At 53.6% G+C, this 20,376-nt stretch carries 15 protein-coding genes; 8 read left to right on the forward strand and 7 right to left on the reverse strand.

Going from position 1 to position 20,376, the window contains the following annotated elements:
- Positions 1 to 16 precede the first annotated feature (16 nt).
- The 6 genes from FYZ48_RS24450 (at position 17) to FYZ48_RS24475 (ending at position 6,835) form a co-directional block, all read left to right on the forward strand.
- Positions 17 to 1,063 (forward strand): 6-bladed beta-propeller, encoded by a 1,047-nt coding sequence (locus tag FYZ48_RS24450; RefSeq protein ID WP_149345168.1) that lies wholly within the window; start codon positions 17 to 19, stop codon positions 1,061 to 1,063.
- Positions 1,064 to 1,099: 36 nt separating this feature from the next.
- Positions 1,100 to 3,244, forward strand: a complete 2,145-nt coding sequence (locus FYZ48_RS24455) for a glycoside hydrolase family 71/99-like protein (RefSeq protein WP_149345169.1) — start codon at positions 1,100 to 1,102, stop codon at positions 3,242 to 3,244.
- A 50-nt stretch (positions 3,245 to 3,294) separates the two neighbouring features.
- The gene (locus FYZ48_RS24460) at positions 3,295 to 3,684 is read left to right on the forward strand and encodes a hypothetical protein (RefSeq protein ID WP_149345170.1); all 390 of its coding nucleotides are present in this window, start codon (positions 3,295 to 3,297) and stop codon (positions 3,682 to 3,684) included.
- A gap of 49 nt (positions 3,685 to 3,733) precedes the next feature.
- Positions 3,734 to 4,120, forward strand: coding sequence for a hypothetical protein (locus FYZ48_RS24465; RefSeq protein ID WP_149345171.1), 387 nt, complete (start codon positions 3,734 to 3,736; stop codon positions 4,118 to 4,120).
- Between the two features lie 234 nt (positions 4,121 to 4,354).
- Positions 4,355 to 5,680, forward strand: coding sequence for a DUF1501 domain-containing protein (locus tag FYZ48_RS24470; RefSeq protein WP_149345172.1), 1,326 nt, complete (start codon positions 4,355 to 4,357; stop codon positions 5,678 to 5,680).
- Positions 5,681 to 6,022: 342 nt separating this feature from the next.
- Complete coding sequence (locus tag FYZ48_RS24475; protein WP_149345173.1) at positions 6,023 to 6,835, forward strand: hypothetical protein; 813 nt, start codon at positions 6,023 to 6,025, stop codon at positions 6,833 to 6,835.
- Between the two features lie 11 nt (positions 6,836 to 6,846).
- Here the strand turns inward: FYZ48_RS24475 and FYZ48_RS24480 are convergent, their stop codons facing one another.
- Both FYZ48_RS24480 and FYZ48_RS24485 read right to left on the reverse strand, forming a co-directional pair.
- Positions 6,847 to 8,973 carry a WD40 repeat domain-containing protein gene (locus FYZ48_RS24480; RefSeq protein ID WP_149345174.1) on the reverse strand — a complete coding sequence of 709 codons (2,127 nt, stop codon included), beginning with the start codon at positions 8,971 to 8,973 and terminating at the stop codon, positions 6,847 to 6,849.
- Positions 8,974 to 9,031: 58 nt separating this feature from the next.
- Entirely contained in the window at positions 9,032 to 11,557 is a 2,526-nt protein-coding gene (locus FYZ48_RS24485; protein WP_149345175.1) for a WD40 repeat domain-containing protein, read from the reverse strand.
- Between the two features lie 260 nt (positions 11,558 to 11,817).
- Between FYZ48_RS24485 and FYZ48_RS24490 the strand changes: the two genes are divergently transcribed.
- Complete coding sequence (locus tag FYZ48_RS24490) at positions 11,818 to 13,077, forward strand: hypothetical protein (protein WP_149345176.1); 1,260 nt, start codon at positions 11,818 to 11,820, stop codon at positions 13,075 to 13,077.
- Here the strand turns inward: FYZ48_RS24490 and FYZ48_RS24495 are convergent.
- Together FYZ48_RS24495 and FYZ48_RS24500 are read right to left on the reverse strand one after the other, a co-directional pair.
- The gene (locus FYZ48_RS24495; RefSeq protein ID WP_149345177.1) at positions 13,063 to 14,118 is read right to left on the reverse strand and encodes a hypothetical protein; all 1,056 of its coding nucleotides are present in this window, start codon (positions 14,116 to 14,118) and stop codon (positions 13,063 to 13,065) included. The genes FYZ48_RS24490 and FYZ48_RS24495 overlap by 15 nt on opposite strands.
- 72 nt (positions 14,119 to 14,190) lie before the next feature.
- A complete protein-coding gene (locus tag FYZ48_RS24500) occupies positions 14,191 to 14,910 on the reverse strand; it encodes a hypothetical protein (protein WP_149345178.1) in 720 nt (239 codons plus the stop codon).
- Between the two features lie 203 nt (positions 14,911 to 15,113).
- Between FYZ48_RS24500 and FYZ48_RS24505 the strand changes: the two genes are divergently transcribed.
- Positions 15,114 to 16,025, forward strand: a complete 912-nt coding sequence (locus FYZ48_RS24505) for a hypothetical protein (protein WP_149345179.1) — start codon at positions 15,114 to 15,116, stop codon at positions 16,023 to 16,025.
- A gap of 76 nt (positions 16,026 to 16,101) precedes the next feature.
- Here FYZ48_RS24505 and FYZ48_RS24510 read toward each other — a convergent pair whose 3' ends face one another.
- From FYZ48_RS24510 to FYZ48_RS24520, 3 genes are all read right to left on the reverse strand, one after another.
- Positions 16,102 to 17,085 carry an HAD family hydrolase gene (locus FYZ48_RS24510; protein ID WP_149345180.1) on the reverse strand — a complete coding sequence of 328 codons (984 nt, stop codon included), beginning with the start codon at positions 17,083 to 17,085 and terminating at the stop codon, positions 16,102 to 16,104.
- Positions 17,086 to 17,186: 101 nt separating this feature from the next.
- Positions 17,187 to 18,845: an arylsulfatase gene (locus tag FYZ48_RS24515; protein WP_187782196.1), complete on the reverse strand. Its 1,659-nt coding sequence runs from the start codon at positions 18,843 to 18,845 to the stop codon at positions 17,187 to 17,189.
- Between the two features lie 622 nt (positions 18,846 to 19,467).
- Complete coding sequence (locus FYZ48_RS24520) at positions 19,468 to 19,932, reverse strand: hypothetical protein (RefSeq protein WP_149345181.1); 465 nt, start codon at positions 19,930 to 19,932, stop codon at positions 19,468 to 19,470.
- Positions 19,933 to 20,376 lie beyond the last annotated feature (444 nt).

The following is a 20,376-nucleotide window of genomic DNA, read 5'->3' on the forward strand; positions in this document are numbered from 1 at the left end:
CATCAGGTAGTCACTCATGTCTAATCACCAACTGCATCGACGCGATTTTCTCCATCAGAGTCTGCTCACTGGGGCCTGTGCGCTGGGGGCGGGGCGGCTGGCTGCGGAAGAGCGGCAGCTGCCTGTGCTGGGGCAGGGGAAGTTTCGTTATCGGCCTGTCGCCGGGTGGGGTGTGCTCGATGAAAGGACGCCGGTGAAGAACTGCAGTGCGATGGTGGTTGATGCGCGGGGGCGGATTTATTTACTTACCGATCATTGTGCGAATAATGTGATCGTGTATGACAAAGACGGGAAACTGCTGCAGAAATGGGGAACGCGGTTTCCCGGGGCCCATGGTCTGGAGATCGTGAAAGAAGAGGGGAGGGAGGTGCTGTTCATCACCGATCTCAATCTGCACCGGGTCTTCAAGACGACGCTGGACGGCGAAATTCTGATGGAGCTGGAGTATCCCAAGTCGACGGGCAAGTATGCCAATGAGAAAGAGTATCGCCCGGCCTGGACGCTGCATCTGCCGAACGGGGATTTCTTCGTACTCGATGGCTACGGCAAAGATTACATCCTGCGTTACAACCGTGCGGGAAAGCTGCTGGATTACTTTGGCGGTCCGGAAGGGGGCATCGCCCACTGGGGGCCGCACGGGGGCGTGATTGATACGCGTGGTCCGGGGGCGCCCGAACTGGTGATTGCGATGAGCGATCAGCAGACGATCAAGCGACTCACGCTGGAAGGGAAGCTGATCGAGGAGATATCGTTGCCCGGTTCGAATCCGCGGATGATTCAGATTGTGGGCGAACACATGTTTGTGCCCCACCTGGCGGATAACTGGCCGAAAGACCGGGAGAGCAAGGGGTATATTTCGGTGCTGGATCGCGATTATAAAATTGTGTCGAATATCGGCGGGACGGCTCCACGTTATGTGAATGGGAGGTTGCAGCCGATGTCGCAACAGGGGGGCTTCTTTCGGCATCCGCATGACCTGGTGGTTGCTGCGGATGGAGCGATTTATGTGCCGCAGTTTGCTTCAGGAAATACGTATCCGGTCAAGCTGGTCCCTGAAGTCTGATTGAAGTATGTCCGAACAGGATCTGGAAATAGAGATATGAATCGAAGCGCTGCTGCCTGTATTTTGCTGCTGGTAATTCTACTGACCTGCCTGGTACAACCGCTGGCTGCTCAGGATGAGAAGAATGTGCAGCCGGTCGATCCCGGGACGTTAACCGGAAAAGTCATGGTGGGTTACCAGGGTTGGTTTAACTGTCCGGAGGATGGCTCCGGGTTGGGCTGGAAGCACTGGGCCCGGCTGGGGCATCGACAATTCGGTCCGGGAAATGTGACCGTGGATCTGTGGCCCGATGTTTCGGAACTGGACGCCGATGAACGCTATGCGACCGGATTTCGCCGTGCAGACGGCAGCCGGGCGGAAGTTTTCAGCAGTGCGAATCGTAAAACCGTGTTGCGACATTTTCGCTGGATGCAGGAATACGGGATCGATGGGGCCTTTCTGCAACGGTTTGCTTCCGGGCTGTCGAATGCGAGATTGCTTCAGAATAAGAACCTGGTGTTGAACCATGTACGCGAGGGGGCCAGAGAGTCGGGACGCACGTTCGCCGTGATGTATGACCTGAGTGGTCTGCAGGCAGGAGAGGTTGAGCGGGTCTTTGATGACTGGACGGAACTGCGCGAGATCCAGCGGGTGGCTGAGGATACTCAGTACCAGCGGCACAATGGAAAACCGCTGGTCGCGGTGTGGGGTGTCGGCTTCAGTGACAATCGGCCGTATTCGCTCCAGGAATGTTATGAACTGGTGAAACTGTTCAAGAGGAACGGCTGCGCGGTGATGCTGGGGGTTCCTTCCTACTGGCGCGAGGGGACGCGGGACGCGGTGGACGATCCGCTGCTCAAGGAGATTATCAAAGCCGCTGATGTAATCAGCCCCTGGACGGTGGGCCGCTATCGAAGTCCCAAAGAGGCTGATCGGCATGCGGAACAGGTCTGGCAGCCGGACCAACGGTGGTGCGCAGAGGCGGGACTTGACTTCCTGCCGGTTGCGTTCCCGGGATTCAGCTGGCACAACCTGCACGGCGGGGAACTGAATCAGATTCCGCGGCGGAAAGGGGATTTCCTCTGGTCCCAGATCAAGGCGGCGGGGCGGATTGGCTGTGGGATGCTGTATATCGCGATGTTCGATGAAGTAGACGAAGCGACGGCGATTTTCAAATGTACCAATCACCCGCCGACCGGGAACGGGGGCAAGTTTGTCACGTACGAAGGGTTGCCCAGCGATCATTATCTCAAGCTGGCCGGCAAGGCGAGTCGGCTGCTGAAAGGGGAGCCTGAAACCGTAGCGGTCAAAAAGCAGGACGAGCGGCGACTGCTGATCGGCTATGGGGAAGGGGTTCTGGAACTGGACGGGCAGAATGACATCGTCTGGCATTACCAGCAGCCCGGCATTGAAACCGTCTACGATGCCTGGAAGCTGCCGAACGGGAATGTGCTGTTTGCGCACCGGTTCGGCGTGCGGGAAGTCAATCAGGCGAAAGAGACGGTGTGGGATTACAAAGTCCCTCCGATCAAAGGTAAGCAGGAGATCAATTCCTGTCAGCCGCTGGGTGATGGAAAGGTGCTGATTCTGGATTGCGGCAATCAGAAGTTGCTGGAAGTGGATCGGCAGCAGAATGTGACGTTATCAATCGATCTGCCCGATGGCGGCAAGAATGTTCATAACCGGTATATGCAGGCACGCAAGACGCCGCAGGGGACGTATCTGATTTCGTATCGTGACAACAAGGTGATTCTGGAATTGGATTCTAAAGGGAAAGAGGTCTGGCGGTATAAGTTGAATGAGAACGACCGTGCCTTTACGGCGATCCGGCTGGAAAACGGGAGGACGCTGATTCCCTGTATTACTTCATATCGAATCATCGAAGTCGATCCCGAAGGGAAGATTACCTGGGAGCTGGACAAGCGGGACGATCTCGGTTTCGAACTGTTGTATCCGGTAGGAGTGCAGGTGCGGAACAACGGGAATCTCGTGGTGATCAATTCCGATTATCATCATCGCAAAGGGATGGACAACGACGTGCAGGCGTTTGAAATCACCCGTGACAAACGCGTGCTCTGGAAGTTGATGAAAACAGACCTGGAAGAGGATGGCAAAGTCCCCGTGGTCGAACGCGGCACCAAAATGCCGTTGCATCATCTGCTGAGTATCCAGGTGCTGGGGGAACCGGCGGGGTTGAAGTAGCAGATTTGAAAGCAGGGCTGACTTTTTAACTGAGTAATCGAGGTGGGAGCATGGATAATCAACTTTCTGATCTCGTTCGTATTCTGATTATCAGCGTCTCATTGATTTTCGGTTTCTTTGTCGGGGTGTTGTGGTATTTCGCGCTGATACCAGCGGCAATTTTGTTTTATGTGGCACGCAAAGCCGATAGACGCAATAAACAGAGCCCTTCTCGCTGGTACGAATTTGTTGCGTTGGCTGGCGCGTTTGCTGCTGGGGGAATGGTCCTGTGCTGTTTTGCCGGGACGATGAAAATGCTGGAGATGTCAGGGCATAAGAATCTCGTTCACGGTATTAACCTGACGATTCTCTTCGGGATCCTCTTTTCAAATATCCCCTGGAAACGATTATGGGGACGAAGTAAGCAAGCTGGAGAGCAGACACCGGAGGAAGAAGAGTAATGCTCCTGAATATATTGAGTATTCTTTGCTGATGATGAAGAGAAATCCCATGGCTCAGTACACACAAATCTGTTCTGATTGTGGTTCAACAGAGGTTGTCATTTATGGACAACGACTGATTGCAGGGGAGTTGTGCTGGTCTGGTCGGGCAACTTGTGAATCCTGTGGTTCCATCGCTGAATTTGATGGAAGGGGTGAACTTCCAGAAGATTTGCGACCAGCAATACTGGCTGAAGAGGGCGAATGGCAATTGGTTCTGGACGATCGAAAGGATACCGTTCGTGCGTTACGCGTCATCAGGGAACGTTTGCAGGTTCCCTTGCAGGAATCCAAGGCTCTCTTGAATGATTTGAGAGGAACAAAAACGAAGCTCGCATGGATCCAGGATGGACTTCGTCAGGAAAATATCAGCTCAACACTCATACTTTGCAGGTAGAGCAGGATATTGGAGAAAGAGATCAGCCGGTTTGACGGTGTTTTCGTTTTCTAAAGTGCCCGATACAAACTTGTTTGGAATCGAACATCAGTTCGAACAGTAAAACGCATCTTGAATATATTGACAAGTGTTGATGCGATGTCGCTTTTCCTGTATGATTGAGCTTTCCCACCCGTAAGCAATGATTGCTCACCCGCAACCATCCCACCTGACACACCCGGGAAAGGAGCAGGAATGTCTCGACGAACCTCTGAATTTTGTGATGGAATCTCGCGACGCTCAGTCATCCAGGCAGGTCTGACCGGCCTGATGGGGCTGTCTCTCCCTGAAATTCGGCGTCTCAAAGCCCAGGCTGCCTCGACGAACGGACGCGCGCAGGACGATACGGCGATCATCTTTCTGGAACTGGCGGGGGGACCGACGCAGCATGAGACTTACGATCCGAAACCCAATGCACCTTCTGATTATCGCGGTCCGTTGAATCCGATCAGCACCTCTGTCCCCGGCGTGCAGTTCAGTGAGTTCATGAAAGAGCAGGCACAGGTGATGGATAAGCTGGCGGTCATTCGCTCGATTCATCACAATTCGGGCAGCCATCGGACCAGCAGTCACCTGACGCAGACCGGGTATTATCTGCGTGATCGACAGAGTAACGAAAACGAAATGCCGAGCATCGGCTGTATTACCTCCAAGGTCCGCGGCAGTAACGAACAGGGAATTCCCGCGTATGTTTCACTGCCCCGCGATATGCGATTTGGTCGCGCCGCCTGGCTGGGGAAGGGGTATAACCCGTTCATTACCGCTCGCGATGCAGACCGGAAAAACTTTGAGGTGCCCAACCTGACGCTGTTACGCGGTCTGACTTCAGAACGTCTCAAAGACCGTAAGAAGTTGCTGAAGGGGTTTGACGCCACACGCGAGATCATCGACAACAATGGCGTGGGCGATGCCATGGATCAGTTCACCCGGGAAGCCTTCGAGATGGTGGCCGGCGATGCGGCGCGGAATGCCTTTGATATCTCCCAGGAAGATGAGGCGACGCGCGACCGATACGGCAGGAACTCCTTCGGCCAGAACATTCTGCTGGCCCGCCGCCTGGTGGAACACGGGGTGACCGTGGCATCGGTGCGGGTGACCGGCCCCAGCTGGGACGACCATCGTGATCTGGTCAAACGAATGAAGCAGAAAGCGATTCCCTACGACCGTGCCTTCGCGGCACTCGTGGAAGATCTGCACGCCCGCGGCATCGATAAAAAAGTGATGGTGGTGGCGATGGGCGAATTCGGTCGGACGCCGAAATTCAACAAGAACGCCGGCCGCGATCACTGGGGCCGTGTCATGAGCGTCGCTTTAGCGGGCGGCGGCATCAAAACCGGCCAGGTGATTGGTGCCTCCGACGCAGAGGGCGGGACGCCAATCGACGCGCCGTATCGCCCTGAGAATGTACTGGCGATGCTCTACCGCCACCTGGGCATCGATCCCTCAACCACGTTCCTGGATCACAGTGGCCGCCCGCGGTACATTCTGGAACGCCGAGAGTTGATCAGCGAGCTGATTTGAGCTCACAATGATCTTTCTTCAGCAATTCTGAATTAGTTTGATCCCGTGGCAGGCGTTTTCGTTTTCGAAACTATGGTTTTGAAATGCGAAAAATGTGGCGGCAATCGGAGGGTCGTGTTCCGCATTATCCAGTCCGACGTCTGCGAGGAGTGCGACCATATCCCGTTGTCGGGACGTTTGGTGCGGCTGTTTCTGCAAGTGGTTGCCGTGTGGATGTTTGCGGGCGGATGGTCGCGTTTTCGGGTATACCGGCTGGAGGGGGGCCTGATTTGTCTGGCTGGTTTTGTTCTCTTTGTCTGGGCAACACACAATTTCCGCGCGAAAGTGAAAAGACTACTCGCGGTGGTTCGAAAGGTTACTGCCAGGACTTCCAAATGGTCACTGGGGTTTCTCTGGCTGGTGCTGCTCATCGTGCCTGTCTGGCTCTGGTGGGATGCCAGTTTTCAATCCGCGTATACCTGGGCACGGGTTGATTTGAGTATCCCTGATGACATGGGGGAGGGGTACCTCAAGCTGAGCTCATTGAGTGATCTGATGTTTCCAGTTACAGAAGAACCCTCATTTTACCAGAGGACGCATTCTTTTTCGGTCCTCGGTTCCCGAATTGCTGCGATGATCTTCATCATGTGTGGGAGTGCAGTTGCTTTGCTGCTGGCAGGGACACACGTCATTTTGAGGGGCGCGAGTAAGACGTATCTGGTCGGATTCACATTGGTAGTCTGTGGCCTCGCAGTTGTCACATCTCAACAGGATAATCTGCTCTGGTACGCGGCGCGATACCGTATTTCGAATGATTTACGCCGGTTTCAAAGAGCGCTGGGACCGCTATTAGAGGAGTGGCCTACGAGACCTGGAACACTGCCAGAGATTGGCAGGTATTTTGCGCATGAAAAACGTCCAGGAAAACTCACCCCTCTGGGAAAGACGCAGTATCGAACCTACGAACAATTCGGTGCGGACGTTGAACAACTTCCTGACGGCGGCGTCAGCTTCGCACTGTCGCCGCACTACCTGTACCTGCTGGAATATCATCCGCCAGGGAGCAGCGGTCCGCAGGTCGAAATTAGCGGTGACAACTGGACTTCATACCTCGTCCGATCAGATCAGCTCGCGGAGAACTGGTATCTGACGCAGTATGATGCGGTGCGGAAGTGAAGGTGGTTTTATTATTGATTGTCTGGATTAAAGGGGATGTAAAGTGCCGGTGGTTTCTGACCTTGGCGTTCCGCTGCTGGAAAGACGCCGTGTTTGACAATCAAGCCGGTGTCGCGTGTGCCCAGGATCAGATCAAAGCCCTGTTTCGCAACACGCGAACTCAAAAAATTGAGCCGTGAATCATAAAGTTGCAGTGATCCTGTTTTGAGAAATGTTTCAGTATTCCAGGCTGTGACTGCTCCACGATAGGAAGCGACCAGCAAAGTGTGCTGATCGGAGTGAAAGTCAACATCGACGATTTCCAGATCATTGGTCTGAATAATGGATTCAAGAGTTTTTGTCTGCAAATCAATAATCGTTATTTGACCGGTACTGAATACAAACAGGGCAAAGCGCCCATCAGGTGTGCTTTTTATTTGAATTAATACATCATGACGGCCAATCGCTGGAGTCAGGATTCTTTGTGATTCTGTGTTTTCTGTTACAATAACCTCTCCATAGACTCGTTCATCATTCAGTTTTGCAACTAACTGGAACCCTGGTGATGGGAAAGTGTCTTCTTCTTTTACCGGAAACAGGGGAGGATCTTTAAATTCAAGTGTTTGATAACACAGAGCAAGCTTGCCATCAGGAGAGAATGTACAAAGTGAATTCGTTAATTCTGCGTGTGACAGATCATTTGGATAGCGTGACTTAGCTGGTCGCTTATTTTGCTTCGCGATTAAGTGACGCGACGTTTCCGTAGCTTCTGTGGAAGAAACTGGGAGATTCCAGTACCAGAAATCACCGTTAAGATCACAGGCAGCGATTTTATTTTGAGAAGTGTCTGCGGCGATACACAGGACTACTTTTGGTACGCCGGTCAGCTTGAACCGTTTTTGGTCTTGGGTCAGGTTCCATAGATATGCTTTACCGGAAGTAGTACCAGTTAACAACATGGTTGCATCTCTGGAAATCGCGACACAGGAATTCTCGGGAACTTCTGTGTGAAAAAGACGGTGAATGCGATCAGGGGTTTCCAATTGAAATACGGACACATCATGATAGTCAGACGCAGAGGCAAATCTATTTTCAGAAAGGGTGCTGAGGGCATTGACCATACCGGTTACGGGAGCAACGCGTTTCCGGGTTTTGGTATTAAAGAGGTTGATTTCTTCAAATTCGCCACCGATGTGACAGGCTCGATTTGCTGCCTTACTCCAGATGATCTTCTCGCGACCGGGCAAGGTCTTATTAAAGATATACCAGCGTTGCACCGCCGATTTGTAGCGTAATTCGTCAATGCCATTCTGGTCATTAGTCGGCAGAGAGATGCTACCTGATACTTCGTCAGGTATGGCTTGCATATTGTGTTGATCTAAACTTTTCTTCCAAAGGATTTCCTTAGAGACAGGATCAAAACCAGCCACACTATTGGCGGCATATATATGGAGCTGTCTGGTTCGCGAGTCCCAGTTCAGGGATTCAATATAGTAGTCAAATTCAAACCTGAATGCTGGGGTTAAAGTTTGGCCGTGAAAACCTAAAAGAAGAGGATAGTTTAAGGAAAGTCCCCTTTCCTCATCGCTTTCGTACTCTAAGATGACATAGGTCATCTGTTGAAACTGAGCGGATACCAGGGAGGAGACTCTTATTTTATAGGCGTTAACCGGAATTTTCAGGCGACGGATTGCCAGACACTTGCCTGTGGTGAGATCCCAAACTCTCAGATGGGGCAAATTCTGCGGTACTCCATAGTACAATCCATGATCATCCGCACCGATACGATCAAGAGTGATCATCTGGCGCGATTTGTTAAACACTGCAAATTTACTGAATTTTTCTGGTCCCGAGATACTTCCTAAATACGCGCCCGTATCACTTCTCCACAAACGAACTGTTTCCGCTAACGAGAACAAAACAGATCCATCGTCAGAAAATTGAATATCAATTGGAAAAGGGCTGTGCAGTAACTTAACCTCACCATAAAACTGCTCACGGGGAATCTGACTCTGCTGAATCGTATCGGCCAGGGTAAGTTGTGGTTTATTCGCTTCGATGGCAAATGCCGCGCGGGTCGCGCTGAGCAGCAGCAGACAGGCTGCAAATCGGAAGAACCATCCGGAATTCAAAACATTCGTGAGGTGCTGCTGTGGCATGGAGTTCCTCAATCTTTGTGCGGACGAGATTTCAGGGGAGCTGCTCATGGTTACAGTCTCAATGACCGGGAAGTTTTACAGGAAACGGGAGTGCCGGGAGGCGTGTTGGTTTTTGATCTTTTTCCTTAAAGACACCCTGCTTGACGATCAGGCCGGTATCCCAGGTGCCCAGGACCAGGTCGAAGCCGTCTGCCGCCGGTTGAGAGGACATGTGTTCCAGCCTGGCGTCATTCAGTTGCAGGAGGCCTGTCTGGAGGAACGTGTCGGAATTCCAGGCGGTGATGGTTCCTCGGTAGCAGGCAACCAGCAGGGTTTTTTGCTGCGGGTGATAGTTGACATCCATGATTTCTGACAGGCCGGTAGGAATGATCGATTCCAAAATTCCCGCCTTGAGATTGAGGATCAGGATCTGTCCGGTATCGAAGACGAACATCGCAAAGCGACCGTCGGCGGTGCATCTGACCTGCATCAGCTGGCTTTGGTGATAGACGGGCGGGGTTAATAGTTTCTGCGGTTGCCCTTCGCGCAGTTCCACCACAGCACCATGTGTGTACTCAAAAAAGAAATAACGCCCTAGCCCTTGATAGATTCTGGCGATGAGATCCTTGCCGGGAAGCCCATGGCTGAGCTCACCATAGTTATCTTCTTCCGCGACTCCATATGCTCTGAACGCCAGGTAGAGAGCAGCGTTGGCTGAGAGGTCGCATAACGAGCGGGGAATGCGGTAAGCGAATTCGTTATTATAGTACTCTTCCGGGCGTGTTGGTTTTTTCTGTGAATGCGCACGGAGCAGTTGCATTTCCCCCGGGTTCGTATGCGTTGTCGAAGTCTGCCAGTGCCAGAGGGTGCCGTCCCAATCGAGGGCGGCGATTCTGTTAGAGGTAGCGTTGACTGCGATGTGAAACAGCTTTTCCGTCCCCCCTTCCAGTGCACAGGTTCTGCTTTGTTGAGACAGATCCCAGACGCCTGCATTTCCCGAATTTTCTCCCACGAGTAGCAGGGACGCATCCTGGGAGAGCGCCAGACAGGAGTTCTGGATTACTTTGGTATTGAAGGTCCGCTCGAGTGCTCCCTGTGCTTTGAAATCGAATACGGAGACATCATTCCAGTCCAGTGAAGCTGCGAGTTTACCGGAGGTGAATCTGGAGAGGGCGTTGACCGTCCCTGACGGCTGCGCGATCGTGTTTCCGGTCGCGAGGTCATACAGGTCGATCTCTGGAGTATAACCACGAATGATGCACATCCGCCCGGAAGTGCTGCTCCAGGTCTGCGCGTGAACATCATTTCGCATGTCGTCGCGGTCCAGGTTCCATCTCTCCCCCAGTGCGTCACCGCGTGATTTTTTAATGGTAAATGTGCGGTCCTTTACAGGGCTGGAGTCTCTGGTCCAGGCATCGACCAGATCAATCGCCTTGATGGCATGGTCCTGCTTATCATAGATCCAGGCATTTAACGTATTGGCATCCTTCGGTCCTGGAAATTTGAGGTTTTCAGTTTTGGGCGTTTTGTAGTTTCCCGGGCCCGTTTCTCTCATTACCATATCATGGTGGAGTAACTTGCCGTTGGAAGGATCGATCAGTCCCCAGTTGAGCAGGGTGAGCTTTGAGAAGTCAACACCCGTCACAGGCACTTTATACCGGGGATTCGATTCAAACTGGACGATGAAGGGGGTAAAGCTTCTCTGTTTACCGGACTCCGCCAGCTCCATTTGAAACGGTTGCTCCAGATTGATGACTCCCTTGATTTCATTATGTTTTAAATCCAGTTCGTGGCAACTGGTCGACCAGATGATTTTCTGACTGTCCGGGTCGAAGCAGGCTAAATTGGTCTCTCCATAGATCAGAAGTTTTCCGTTGTGCGAGTTATATTGGAGGTGACGGTAATTGGATAATTCATCGAATTCCAGATGGCAGGTGGGAGTCAGTTCGGGGCCGAGGAAGCCTGCCAGAAAACAGTAGTCTCCTGAGTATCCATCCAGAAAACTCTCCTGTTCCTGTTCAGCTTTTTCTTTGTTGAAACGAGATTCAAACAGGACCCAGGTGGAATCGGTGGAGGTGGCAATCGCTTTTATCCAGAGCCGTTCCACATTGATGGGAACCCGCAAGCGGCGGACTGCCAGGCATTCTCCCGTGTGGACATCCCAGATTCTGAGACAGGGGATGAGCTGGGGCATGCTGTAGTACCAGCCGGTCTGGTTTTCTTCCTCCATGTCATCCACGGTGACCAGCCAGCGGGAGTGATTCAGCTGGGCGAACTTGCGGAATCGGGCGGGACCGGCGATGCTGCCCAGGTAGGTCCCATCGTCGCTCCGCCAGAGGCGAATCGTTTCTGCCTGGGAGAACAGGACGGATCCGTCTTCTGAAAATTGGACGTCCATGGGGTTCGGTGCATGCAGTAATTTCACCTCGCCGTAAAACTGTTCGCGGGGAATCTGGCTCTGCTGGATCGTGTCGGCCAGGGTGGGACGCGGCTTTTTCGCATCGATGGCGTAAACGGTATGGGCTGTGCTGAGTAGGAGCAGACTGGCAACAGACAGATTGAGCAGGGCAGAAACAAAAAGGGGGTTGCAGTTTCGGGCACGCATGGTGTTCCTCACAGTTTTGATAACACAGTCGTCGGGTTTTCAGATGTGCCTGCTGCAAATTCTACCAGACTGAACACGGAATGCAGTTATTATTTTACTGTTTAAGCGACGGTAAGTGTTTTTTGGTGGGGCGATTCAGTTAATGGAAAGGCACTCCACTGAACATTGCTGCTTGAATTCGCAGACGATGCGCATGTACCATGGAAGCTGATTCTCTGCATGTCCTGTTGAGTTGATGATTCTCTCGAAAGGCGGATGTGATGTTACGCTGGAATTTGCTGCTGCTGATCCTGGCTGGGACTTTGGGTCTGTGTTGTGGTGACAGGTCGATGGCGGCCGAGGAGGTTGTGCTGCCTCAGATTCCTGCGATGAGTGCCGATGCTTTTTTTGCGCTGCCGGTGGAGGAGCAGCGGGCTCTGCTGGTTGAGGCCCTGGAACAACGGTTACAGTTGTTTGAGAATATGGCTTATGAGACGCGCTGCCGTAAGTATTTCCTGCACGAGGAACTGGGTACGTTTCCCTATGCAGGGGAAATTCCCGAGCCTGCGGACAGTCAAATGTTTCGTATGAAATATGATACCTATTGCCTGGGGAAATCGTACCGGCAGGAATTCCAGCTCGTGCTACTGGAATCACCGCAGCATGAGCATGGGGCAATGCATCAAGAGATGCGAACAGCTGATGCGAGTGAGGGGGAGTTCCTGTGTGCCCATGAGATGATCAATGAGGAAGGTCAGAGATCCTCTGGTACGATTAGCCATCTCGAGGACTGGAATCACAAAGAGGGTCTACTCAACTTCTGGGGGAGCGGTACGGCTGGAGGGCATGATCTCTATTTTATTCAGGAGAGTGTCCACGCACTCAAATTATTAGATACTGCGGATGATGGATCAGCGCGAGTTCCGCTTTTAAATTCGGGCAAGATAAATGGGCGTGAGACGATTTCGTTTTCGTACCCGTTCCAGTTTAAACGGATGAAGAAATATCCAGGGATCCTGACAGTGAATTTTGATCCTGAACGACAGTTTCTACCGCTGGCCTATCGCCTGGAATGTTCTGAAGAGCAGGAGCAGGGACGAACGTTGCGCTGGTTCGAGGCCATGCGTGTTGAGCAGGCAGAACAGCAGCAGGGAATCTGGTTTCCGCACCGGTTTCATCTCCTCAAATGTAACGGCCTGCCTACAGGTGCCGAGGGATCTTCTGTAGAAGAAGTGCTGGTCAAAGCAATTTCATTCGGGACGGTGACAGACCGGGACCTGGCGTTCACCTTTCCAGCAGGTGTGGATGTGAGGAATTTTACCAACGGTGTTCGCTTTATCGCAGATGGGAAGGGGGGCGTGCAGGGTGAGGTCGAGGGAATTCCGTACCTGAATGGATACTATCTGGGGAGCGTCGTTGGTCCCGGTATTCACAAAATTCTGTTTCCCTGCGTGGGGGTCTCAACCTTTCTTTTGGGCTGGTACCTGGTTCGGCGGCAGGAACGGATTGAACGGCAGCAGTCTGTTTCAGCTGGCGTCTAAGACCAGCTGTGCCTGTTGTTCGGAGAGGATGCCTTGCAGGGCGACCTGTTCGGCGTGTTTCAGGAATGCTGCCTGGCTGTGAGAGACGAGGGGGCGGTCCTGCTCTACCTCTGTTGCTTGTGAGGTTTCGATCCAGAGTAAGCCGCGTTGGGTGACCTGGGTCAGCTGCTGCAGGAATTCCTGCTGTTTCACAGAGAGGTTGAGCTGCTTCTGTTGCTGGCGGATGCTGCGGAAGATCGGGGAACGCGATTCCAGTGCCAGACGCTGTTGATCGTCATTTGAGAGTGGGGGCGTGGCAGGCAGAACCTCGGGCGGTTGTGGCTGAATGAGTAGTGCATTGTATTTTGTGTTTTGGGCCGGTGTCAGGATTGCACGCGATGCACGGCGAAATTCTGCCTTGTACAGTTCGATGCCGGCCTGGATGTCGCGTTGATCTGCTTTGGGCCGCATTGAACCGAGGAACAGGGGTTTGGTACTCTTGTTGTAATTCGTCTGTGCCTGCCGCAGCTGACGTTTCTGAGTTGTTGTCAGTTTGAAGAGTTCCTGGATCAGGTCAATCTGTAATGCGCGCCATTTACGGACTGCAATGTAGTGCTGCAGGGTGTAACGGGTTTGAGCGGGTGAGAGCAGGCCGGTGAACGTCATAAGCTGACCGTGGTGGATTGCCCGGGCCTGACGTGTTTTGCTCCGCTCCAGGTAGGCGGCGAAATCCCGCGGGTTGCCTTCCAGGTAGTCGGCGTCGCGCCCCAGGGTTTCCAATTGTGCGAGAAAGATCAGGTCATCCAGACTGGCGATGGTCTGTTCCTGGTTGTCGGTCAAGGGGAGGCATGGTTTACCGCTCCGGTGAGCGCGGGCCAGATCGCCGATGAAGAGATAGCCGGAGTGGAAAGTGACTTTTTGCGTGAGTCGTAATCCGGCGCTCAGCTCCCGAATTCGTTTGGCCCGGGCGGCTTCGTTTAGATTGTCTTCCGCGTATCCCGGGGCGAGTGTCTGCAGGCTGCAGATCAATAAGACGACAGCGAATAAGCGTGTGTGGAGCATGTGAGTCTCCTGATTGAAATGTTTGCGCGTCGTACTGGTCTCTCAATTTGTGGCGCGTTGTCTGGTTCTCCTTCAAACCGGCCTGAAGGCCAGGAATTCCCGCAGGGGCCGTTTGACAAGTGAGTGCATCATGGAGGCGAAGATGACCAGGAAGATGCCGCCGACAATGATCGACATCCAGGTGGGGCCGATGGTGTAGCCCAGCCAGTTGATCAGCTTTTTCATACCACTGCGGCGTCCCGAGAATTCGCGACTCGGATCGGCTTCGGTGGAGAGGAAGATCATGAATCCGCCGATAGCAGCCGTGAGGACCAGGCCGAGCAGGGGACCCTGCATGACCGACCAGGCATCGGCTTCTTCTTCGCCGGCGGTACCTCCCAGATGATGACGGACCGCTTCGAAAATCTGTCTGTGTTCGCCTTCGTTGCCCTCGGTAATTTTCTGTTTTTTGCCGGCCTGGTCAATGATGGTGAGCTGCTTCAGACCTTCTGTGTAGGTGACACGGGCCAGCTCTGCGCGCGGCAGGAAGGTCCCCTTGGATTCTGCAGCGATGATCGCGGTTGCCTCGTCCGGTTGTGCGTTGATGCGGCCGACAAGTTCTTCGAGAACTTTCGGCTTTTTGATATCGAGCAGCCAGGCAATGCCGGTGGGGTCGATCTGCATCACGTGCAGCAGGGTGCTGTCACCCGAACTGGTCGACCAGACCATGACCGTCGGGTCATTCTCAGATCCGGTGATATCGGTGGCAGATTCGGAGGGGACGAGTTCTTCAGGCGTGAGTTCATCATTCATGGGGAATCCAGCTCTACATTGAATTGACGTGCAGGAAAGACAGGAAAACGAACGTTGTTCATGACTCGACTTTTGTTCCGATGGGTATTTCGCCATTGTTGATTGCCGCTTTCAGGGAGTCAAGAAAATTATCACGGGCTCATCTGAAAATCATAATCCGGTCTGCATTCGTATTTTGGGATGCGCTGCAGTAGACTGCGGGTATGTCTGAATCGCGTCAGAAAACTGAAGGGTGGGAGTGTTTAGAAGAGGAAGGGGCGGGGCCGTTTATTACGCGACGTCTGTTTCGTCACGCCGACGGCACTCAGTGGGTGTGGCTGTCACGCAAGCATCGTAAGGCTCTGATAGCCCGTGAAATCGGTCTGGCGGAAGCGATTGGCCAGCTGCTGATTCGCTGTCTGTGGATGCCGGGCGAGTTAAACTGGTGGATCGGAAGTCTGTTCGCCTTCGGCTCATTGCTGTTTGCGACGGCGAGTGTGCTGTTACTTGCACCCGAGCTGGCGAACGCGCTGGCTCTGAGTTCGACCGAGGTCAATGCGATTTACTTTGCCGGTTCGCTTCCCTTTACGACTGCCGCCTATCTGCAACTCTACCAGGCTGCGAATGCCGGACCACTGCCGGACGAGCCCGATCATTCCGGGAAGCGGCACCGGCTGTTGGGGTGGAAGCCGTGGAAAGCGGGCTGGTTGAGTTGTGCCTTGCAGTTTGTGGGGACGATCCTGTTTAACTTCAATACCTTCGATGCACTGTGGCCCGGGCTCACGTGGTTTCAGACCGATCTTCTGGTGTGGGTACCTAACTTTGCGGGCTCGGTGCTGTTTCTGGCCTCCGGTTACCTGGCGTATATTGAGATCTGCCATCATTACTGGGGCTGGCGGTCGGAGAATCTTTCGTGGTGGATTGTGGTGATCAACCTGCTGGGCTGCGTAGGTTTTATGGTCTCCGCCTGTTTTGCGATTTCGCTTCCCGGTCCGACAGTCGAGTGGATGGAGACTGTCGCGGTTGCCTTTACGCTGCAGGGGGCGATCTGTTTTTTTCTGGGGGCCGTGTTAATGCTGCCGGAAACGGTGCGCGAGGAAGCGCAGGCACAGCAACCGGCGGTCGAGAGTGCCTGACTCGATTACGCTCATGCGATGAACCGAACGCCGGCCCATTGTGTATCAGCAGAATGGGCCGACGATTCTACGAAGTTCATTTCTTGAGGGGCGGGTAGATGACTTTCCAGTCGTCCTTCATATTCACGACGGTCCAGCCTTTTTCGCTCGCGTCTTTGAGAGCCTGCACGGCGCCGACATTGTAGGCGTATTCGCGTTTGGCATCGGTGTGGTGCACGAGCAGGGCGAAGCGGGCACCGGATGCGCCGGTGGCCCATTCGAGCATCTGGATGTCACCGTCGGAGTTCCCGAAGGCGGCGATGGGACGCTGACCGATGTGCGAATTAATGCCGACCGGTTTGCCGGCTTTGTCGTCGATGAAGTTGATTTCCGGCAGACGAATCAGCACGGGACCATCTTCACGCATTTCAAATTTCGTTTTGACACTGCTGCCGACCACCTGCTGGGGAGGGATGCCGTAAACACGTTCGGTCCAGGGCCGCATGAATTCGATTCCACCTCCCGAGACGATGAATGTTTTAAAGCCTTTAGACCGCATGTAGGCCAACAGTTCGAGCATGGGCTGATAAACCATCTGGGTGAAGAGGCGTCCGGTTTTCGGATGCCGGGCGGTTTTGCTCCACTCGTTGACGATCTTTTCAAATTCCGTGGTGGTCATGCCGGTGTGCGTGGCAACAACCAGTTTCAGGACGGCTGCTTCTCCCCCGGCGAAGGCGGTTTTGTAATCTCCTTTCAGGACCGAAGCGAAGGGTTCCTCTGTTTTCCATTCCGGATGCTGGGGAGCGAGGGCTTTGACCCGATCGATGGCAAAGAAGACCTGGAAGTACTGCGGTTTTTCGGTCCAGAGGGTGCCATCGTTGTCGAAGGTGGCAATGCGGAGTTCCGGAGGGACGTAATCGGGAGAATCCTCGGACGTTACCTTTTCGACGAACTGGATGATGTTCTGTTTGGCGGCAGATTCATTCCAGGAGGGGAGCGGGTCAGCGGCGTGCAGCTGAAACGCGCAGCAGGTCAGAACAAGGACCAGGGTCAGTAAGCGAAGACGTGGCTGAATTCTCATTCGTATCATCTCTCTGGCGGATAAGGGAAATGGGATTTTTTGAAAGTAACGCGCTTTCTGGAGCAAAGGTGGTCCGCATGATTATTGGTCAGTATAGGTAATCAGTTGCCGAAAGGAATCGAAAATTTCATGCCTTCTTCTTTGAGGGCATCCCTGATGAATTTAAATTTGTGGAAATCCGTCAGGGTCATTGGTCCATGATAGATTTTGCTCTGCATTTTGCGTGGCGGATAATCGACATAACTTTGCAACAGGTTCCGGATGGCGGCATTGAAGGTCACCAGGGTCCAGGTGCGTTCCGTGAAGTTGTTCATGAAGACATCATAGCGTTCCTGCGGGTCCTGCAGCAGGTCAAAGACCTGTGGAACGGTGGCGACATACTTTTCCGGTCCTTTCCAGCCGAGGTTGGTATCGACGGCCTGGCCGCCTGTCGCCTGTCCGCCATCCCCCCGTAGATTGAAGACGGCTTTATAATTGCCGACACGAGCGGCACCCGGGGCGAGTTCATTTTCCGTGAAGTAAAACCAGGTATTCCGTTTGGACTTGCCTGTGCCGAACAGGGCGGGTGACATGTCGTAGCTGTCGAAGCAAATCGGTTCGCCGGCACGATCCTTTTCCGGTAGTTCCAGACCGGCGAGGGAAGCGAAGGTGGCCATCAGGTCCAGGCCGCCGAGGATATCGTGATTGCGGACGCCGTCCTTGATCTTACCCGGCCAGACCGCGATGGCGGGGACCCGGCTGCCCCCTTCGCGGACGGTGCCTTTGGTGCCGCGAAACGGTGTGTAGCCGGCGTCCGGATAGACGTCCTGCCAGGCACCGTTGTCGGTGGTGAAGAAGACCAGCGTGTCCTGCTCCAGGCCGAGTTCCTTGAGTTTGTTCATGAGGCTGCCGATGCGTGTGTCGAGTTCGACAATGGAATCGGCGTATTTGGTTTTGGAGATCGATTTGTGTTTGAATTCGGGAGCCGGCAGGTTGGGCTGGTGGACTTTCATGAAGTTGACGTTGATGAAGAAGGGCTGATCGGGATGTTGCGCTGCATCTTCCAGAAACTTCAGGCCCGACTGTTCGACGTACTGATCGAGATAGGGGACGCCGACGAATCCCTTTTCCGGTGTATCGATGTAGTCGCCGACGACTTTCCAGTCCTGTCTGGGAGCCTCTCCCGCTTTGCCTGAGAGGGACCCTTTTGTGACGAGATTGAACATCACCCGCAGCTTGAAATCCATGTCGGGAAACCGCTCCGGATCGCCGTAGGTGTAAGCGTTGAGGTGGTAGAGGAAACAGTGTTCCATCACGTCATAGCCGTGGGCATTGGGCAGGGCGTGGTCGGCTTCTCCCAGGTGCCATTTTCCGGTGAAGTAGGTGCGGTAGTTGGCCTGTTTGAGGATCGAGGCGAGCGTCCATTCTGCTTTGGGGAGTCCGCCCCCCTGTCCCGGGAAGGAGACGGTGGTCATCCCGCTGCGATTAGGAATACGTCCGGTCTGCATGGCGGCGCGACCGGGGGTACAGCTGGGCTGTGCGTAGAAGGAGAAGAAGGTCATACCTGCGCGGGCCATGCGGTCGATATTGGGAGTGGGCATGCCGCGGCCGACACCACCGCCGTAGGGGCCCAGGTCACCGTAGCCGGTGTCGTCGGAGACGATGAGCAGGATGTTCGGTTTTTTCTGCTGCGCGTGTGCGGGGACGGCGATTGCCAGACATATGGTGACTGCCAGCGCCGATAGAATCAGGAAGCGTAACTGGCACATTTGAAGTCTCATTGCAGTATCCTTGGTTGCTGAGAATTAGGACAGCTGGTAGCTGTCATGTAGATCGGGGAGAAATAGAGAGCGGTGGTGGTCTGATGGAGCCACTTGTCAGTTGTGAAAGCAGACAAACGCTGGACCAGCGTGGAATTGAGATCGAAGTTGCACATTGAGGTACTCTCGCTGCCTATCGAAGTGATGTGCCGATTTACGGACAGTATTCTTAAACAGAAAGATGGAAGATCTCAGTGCCTGACCGCTGCTCTTTCCATTATAGAGCAGCGAGGTGAATGTAAAGTAAAAACTCCGTAAAGATACGGGTTTCACTGGGTTACTGCTGCGTAGTAACGGCGTTGATCTACTCTGCTTATGCGTCAGGGGAGGCAGGCTGGTCAGGACGTGTTTCATAATTCGCACGGTCCATACTTATGTCGTTTCAACCGGGGCTAAGGCCCTGCGGCTAATTGGTCGCTTCTGCGGTCCCTGGTCCATAAATGAGGAAAAGGGCACCGTATCGGCGTGTTTTGATGCTTGCCGGGAGAATGTTCTGGGAATCACAGGATAGATCGATTCTGTTTGAGCACCGGTGCGGAAAGTGCAGCTCGCCTGAGTGGTGCCTATGCGTAGGATGCGCGGTTCAACTGTATTTTTTCTTGAGCTTGTTGTAGTAGGTGTCGAGTTCTTCATCCGACATGTTTTCAATCTCCTGGATGGATTTATTGAACTCCTGGTTCAATTGATACTTGCTGGGGATTTCGAGGCCCATGATTTTATCGATGCGTTCGCGGGCGCGGATGCGTTCGTGGTTGGAGGCGTCGGGATGTTCGATGATGGAGCGGTAAAAGAAATAGGAGTCGGCGCGGTGCTGGTCCAGATCCTGTTCGAGGAATTCCCGCATTTCGCGGCGGGCGCGATTCACGTAGCGCGTGACGGAATGGCGGCTGAGACCGTATTCGGCGGAGATGGCCGTTTTGATTTCGGAGGTGAAGCGGCCCAGGCCGATCATTTTCTTGATGAGCCGGACGATGACGGTCTGTTCGTCCTGTGTGAGATATCTGCGGGGTGAGGGTGTGGTAGTGGATTGTGGGGATTCCTGATGCATGATTGTGTTCCTTTCTGAGTGGTGAGGCTTATGAGTTCCGTCCGTTTGTTGAATGTTGAATTGAGGGGAATCATCAGAATGTGTGCCATTACCTGGCGAAGCGCAGGTCACACTTGCGGGCGACCACACAGGGTCGCCCCTACGCCTGGATTCCCATTGATCAGGTTGTCCCGCGCCTGGTGTCACAGCAGCTGGAATCGTTTCTCGCCAGGCGGGCGGACACATGGGTCCGCCCCTACTTTGACTGACACGGGAGTTCGTTGTTTTGTCTGTCAGTGTTGCTCATCTTGTGGAAGGGCGCGCGGGGGTCAAGGGGGATTGTGCTCTGATTTCAGGGGAGGGGGTGATGAGATGTGGACGAGATCGTTTTCAATTGCGTTGAAAGTGCTGCGAGATGATTTGAAATTGCGGGGCACAGATCGCAGTGGTTCATTTTGTTCCGGT

Source organism: Gimesia chilikensis, assembly GCF_008329715.1.
Taxonomy (GTDB): Bacteria; Planctomycetota; Planctomycetia; order Planctomycetales; family Planctomycetaceae; genus Gimesia; species Gimesia chilikensis.